Below are 768 nucleotides of genomic sequence, written 5' to 3'. Positions count from 1 at the left end.
AGGTTAGATTGAAGCCGTTAGATAGGGTTAGGGCCCTTGAATTCCTGAAAGTAGGCTTTAATCAAGCAGGCGTGGGGGTTAGTGATGATGAGTTGATTAGGGTTATTAATGAGTTGGGTGGTATTATTGGTTGGTTAACCTACTTCGGCTACAATTATATTAAGGGGGTTAAGGATCTTGGATTAATCATTGATGATGCATCAAGGTTAGCTGCCTCTGAGGTTAATAGGCTGCTTAACGTTTACGGCATTGCCAGGGCTAGGTATGTAGCCATCTTGAATGCAGTAGCCACGTTAAGTAGTGTTAATTGGTCTGGGATTAAGAACTTTATAACCACTAAACTCGGTAGGATACCTGATACCGCATTAAGTATAATGCTTAAGAACCTTGAGAAGGCTGGATTAATAATAAAGATTAATGAAGAATACGTAATCACGGATCCCATAATACGTAAGGCAATACTCAGGGGCTACATTAAATGACTACATTACCTAAAATAACAATATATTAATTAGGTGGATCCTCCTTAACCCTAACCATGGATCTACATTGTTTTTAAATAAATTAATGCAATTACCTTAAGTACTTATATTACTAGTTAGGTTCTCAACTTCCTTAAAATGCATTTAATAATGTGGCTAATCACTCATCCTTAATGCATAATGGCGTTAGTAAAATTAGAGCCGAATACATACTTGATTTAGCTGCATATATTATGGTAAGACTTAATTACTGCAGTTACTGTTTCATATTTAATAATTCTTACAG

General features: G+C 35.8%; 1 protein-coding gene. It reads left to right on the top strand.

Going from position 1 to position 768, the window contains the following annotated elements:
- A partial coding sequence (locus BP896_RS05605; protein ID WP_414633187.1) for an AAA family ATPase occupies positions 1-482 on the top strand: 482 nt, incomplete at its 5' end.
- Positions 483-768: the final 286 nt, after the last annotated feature.

It is taken from the genome of Caldivirga sp. UBA161, from assembly GCF_002506515.1.
GTDB lineage: Archaea > Thermoproteota > Thermoprotei > Thermoproteales > Thermocladiaceae > Caldivirga.
The sequence above is the reverse complement of the archived record's forward strand: the minus strand, read 5'-3'. Positions and strand labels throughout refer to the sequence as shown.